The organism is Agathobaculum faecis (assembly GCF_014287995.1).
In the GTDB taxonomy this organism is placed as follows: Bacteria; Bacillota; Clostridia; order Oscillospirales; family Butyricicoccaceae; genus Agathobaculum; species Agathobaculum ammoniilyticum.
The window spans coordinates 1-3171 of sequence record NZ_JACOPL010000044.1 but is presented as its reverse complement, the minus strand read 5'-3'; the positions used below and the strand labels follow the sequence as shown (position 1 = coordinate 3171).

Sequence of the window (3171 nt, the reverse complement as noted above, 5' to 3'; positions counted from 1 at the left end):
GCGGCCCGTTTCGCCAGGGCCAGCACCGACAAGGCGCTTACGTTCCCTGATGTGCCTGCGGACGCATGGTATCGCGGGGCTGTGCAGACGGCGGTAAGCTACGGCTGGATTAACGGCTATGAGGACGGCACCTTCCGTCCTGAGCAGCCCATTGGCCGTGCCGAAACTGCGGCTATCATCAACCGCATGTTGGCCCGCATTGCAGACCGCAGCGCGGTGGACAACGGCGCGGGTACTCGCTTCCCTGATGTGCCTGCAAGCCACTGGGCGTTCTACGACGTGGTGGAGGCTTCCACGGAACACGATTACACCAGAGACTCCAACACGGCCGAGGAAAGCTGGAGTAAGTAAAATCAATTCTATCCGATTTCCTTAGAAACCGGCTTCAAGGTGCATGCCCCAGCCGGAAAGGAATAGGCAGAAAATCATGGTACACAAGGAATGTCACGAAGAAATCCACAGCCTGATTACTGCTTTTGAGCAGAGTTGCCAATAAAGGAGCCTTTTGTAAGACTTGAGCCGTATGAGGGGGACTCTCGCGTACGGTTCTTAGGGGAGGGATGGACAGCAATGCTCATCCCTTACCCGACCTGTTACTATTCCCTATTCGGGGCGTTTTGCTCCTCATACTATTGATCGCAAAGGTTATTATGGCGCTATGCAAAAGCAATATCTGCTCTTTAATTTGCTGTGATAACAAAGAGAAAATGAAAAAAACTGCCCTGTATACGAGGCTTTGTATGCAGGGCAGTTTTTTCATTACATCCATTCTATGAACACATGGCTTGGTGGTTTTGAAAAGTTATACTTTTTTAAAGGCAACTTCATCTGTATCTGATATTTTTTAATCGGCTGATTTTGAAACAAAAAGAGATAAAGATTTGAGAAAATCGGTATAAATACAGTATCTATCCGTAAAACAAGAAAAGAAAAATAAGAAAAATTACAACGAAATTACAACAAATGAAAGAGCTTGATGTAACAACTTATGCAAAGAAATATAGAGTTATGGAAAAATGACACTTGAAAAAGAGTGTCTTTTTCTATGCAGTATAACAGCAGACTATTTCATTTCTGCTTGATTACTCTAAAACTTATTAGTCTATGAATATTTGATTAACTGATTTTTTTATTTCCATTGACAAAAGTATGAAATTATACTATACTGCACGAGTATGATTTCATACTAGGAGGATAACAATGGAATTCAAACAAAATCAAGTACTACAAGAGTTTGACCGTATCAGTAATTTAATTAACGAATTTTATCATGAAATAGCTTTAAAACAAGGTTTGTCTGATAGTGCGTATGAAATCTTGCAAGCTATTCTTGTTTTAGGAGAGGGGTGTACGCAAACCGAGATTTATAAATATTGCTATTTGAATAAGCAAACAGTCAATTCGTCGGTAAACAAACTTAGAGAAAATGGTTTGATTGATTTCACCAAAGGAACTGGACGAGAAATTTATATTCATTTTACAAAGACTGGAAAAGAACTTGTAAATGAAAAAATTTTACCTATTGAACAAGCTGAAAACGATGTTTTTGGAGAAATGACAAAAGAAGAACAAAAAGAAATCGTCCGTCTAATGAATAAATATCTTGATAATTTTAAGGCTAAAGTTGACAATATTATAAATGAATAAAGGAGAAAAAGTATGGTTCACAAAATAATAAGTACAATAGGGCTTGGAATATTGGGTATTGACCCGATTACTGCTGTTTATATGATAAGTATGGGGCTTCGGAAGGACAGTAAATCAAAAATATCTTTATTTTGGTTTTCATTTATGGGATTTTCTATTTTGATAGGAGCAGTTTTAGCTACAATATTTGGTGTATCAGCCGTGGAGATATTACGAAGCTTTACACCAGAAGCAGACAGTCCATTATGGGCAGTATTACAATTTGTATTATCTTTGATTGTTGTTATATTCGTCATTAAAAAAATATTTTATAAAACGAAAAAAGAGGACGAAAATAGAAAAATAGTAGAAGGTTCTTCGTTTAAGTATTTGTTTACTGGATTTGTTTTTTCCATAACTTGTTTCACAGACCCAACCTACTATGCTGTGATTTTACTTGGCGGAGAGTCGAATAATTTTCTATCAGCAATTTTATTACTTACGATTTGGTTTTTGGTAAGTCAGTTTATGGCTGTTATCGTATATATAGCAAATCAGATGAATTTATTAAAGAAACTCGTGAAATGGGTGGATAGATTAAAGGAAAAGGGGCTTAAGACAGTCGTTCATGTATGTTATATAATTTTGCTTGTAGTTTCATTTGGTCTTTTGCTTGATTCAGGATATTATTTGGTAGCAGGTAAATATCTATTTTAATCCGATAATCCTCAGTTTGTGCGGAAGATAAGTGCAAAATCTCAACAACCGACGGAGCGATCCGCCCACGGTGGCGGTCGTAAGACAATACGCCACGCCAACTTTGCTGGCGAGGGGGCGGTTCACTTCGGCGGTTGGGCGAGCGTAGCGAGCCGTTCAAAGCCCCCGTTATCTAACAGGGGGGTACTATTACAAAAAACAAAAGACAAAGCACATACAAAGTCCCGATATGAAACGATGTACGAAGTTATAAGGACTTACTGTACTTCACACCCTGTCTTTTCTACCCGACAGGTAAAAATCAGCATATCGGAAGCAAAAAATACAAGGTGTATGCTCCTATGGGCGTATGCCTTTTTTGTTTCAAAATAATATTTTTCTAAAATATGTACTTTTTTAATGAAGTTTTAATGAAAGCACGATATACTACAGATGTACTAAAGGAAAGGGGTTCTGGGACATGAAAAAAGGATTAATGATCTCAATGATGGCGTTTGGCGCGGCTGCAATGCTGGCGGGATGTACGCCAACTATAGCTTCGAGTGCAGGGAATGCTGGCTATCCGCAGCAGGGGGCGCCGTCGCAAACGGGATCGCTGCTGCAAAGCGGGCAGGTTCCGGTAAGTGACATGCCATCAGTAGAGCAGGCTGCCGTGGCAGAGAATCAGGCAGCGACGAACCAGAATTCCGGAAACACAGGCAGTGGCCAACAGCCAACGACCCAGATCAGTGAGGAACAGGCGAAGCAGATTGCTCTGGAACATGCTCAGATTAAGGAGAGCGATGCGGCATTCCTGTGGGCAAAGCTGGATTATGATGATGGCGTTCT

3 protein-coding genes and 1 pseudogene are annotated in these 3171 nt (G+C 40.4%); all 4 read left to right on the top strand.

All coding sequences use genetic code 11. The features are described from left to right. The coding region (locus H8S45_RS15600) for an S-layer homology domain-containing protein (RefSeq protein ID WP_186950556.1) at positions 1–351 on the top strand (351 nt) is incomplete at its 5' end. Between the two features lie 849 nt (positions 352–1200). Next, entirely contained in the window at positions 1201–1647 is a 447-nt protein-coding gene (locus H8S45_RS15595; protein WP_054328558.1) for a MarR family winged helix-turn-helix transcriptional regulator, read from the top strand. Between the two features lie 12 nt (positions 1648–1659). Next, positions 1660–2343 (top strand): hypothetical protein, encoded by a 684-nt coding sequence (locus tag H8S45_RS15590; RefSeq protein WP_054328557.1) that lies wholly within the window; start codon positions 1660–1662, stop codon positions 2341–2343. 460 nt (positions 2344–2803) lie between these two features. Continuing rightward, positions 2804–3171, top strand: a pseudogene (locus H8S45_RS15585) (hypothetical protein); the annotation flags it as partial.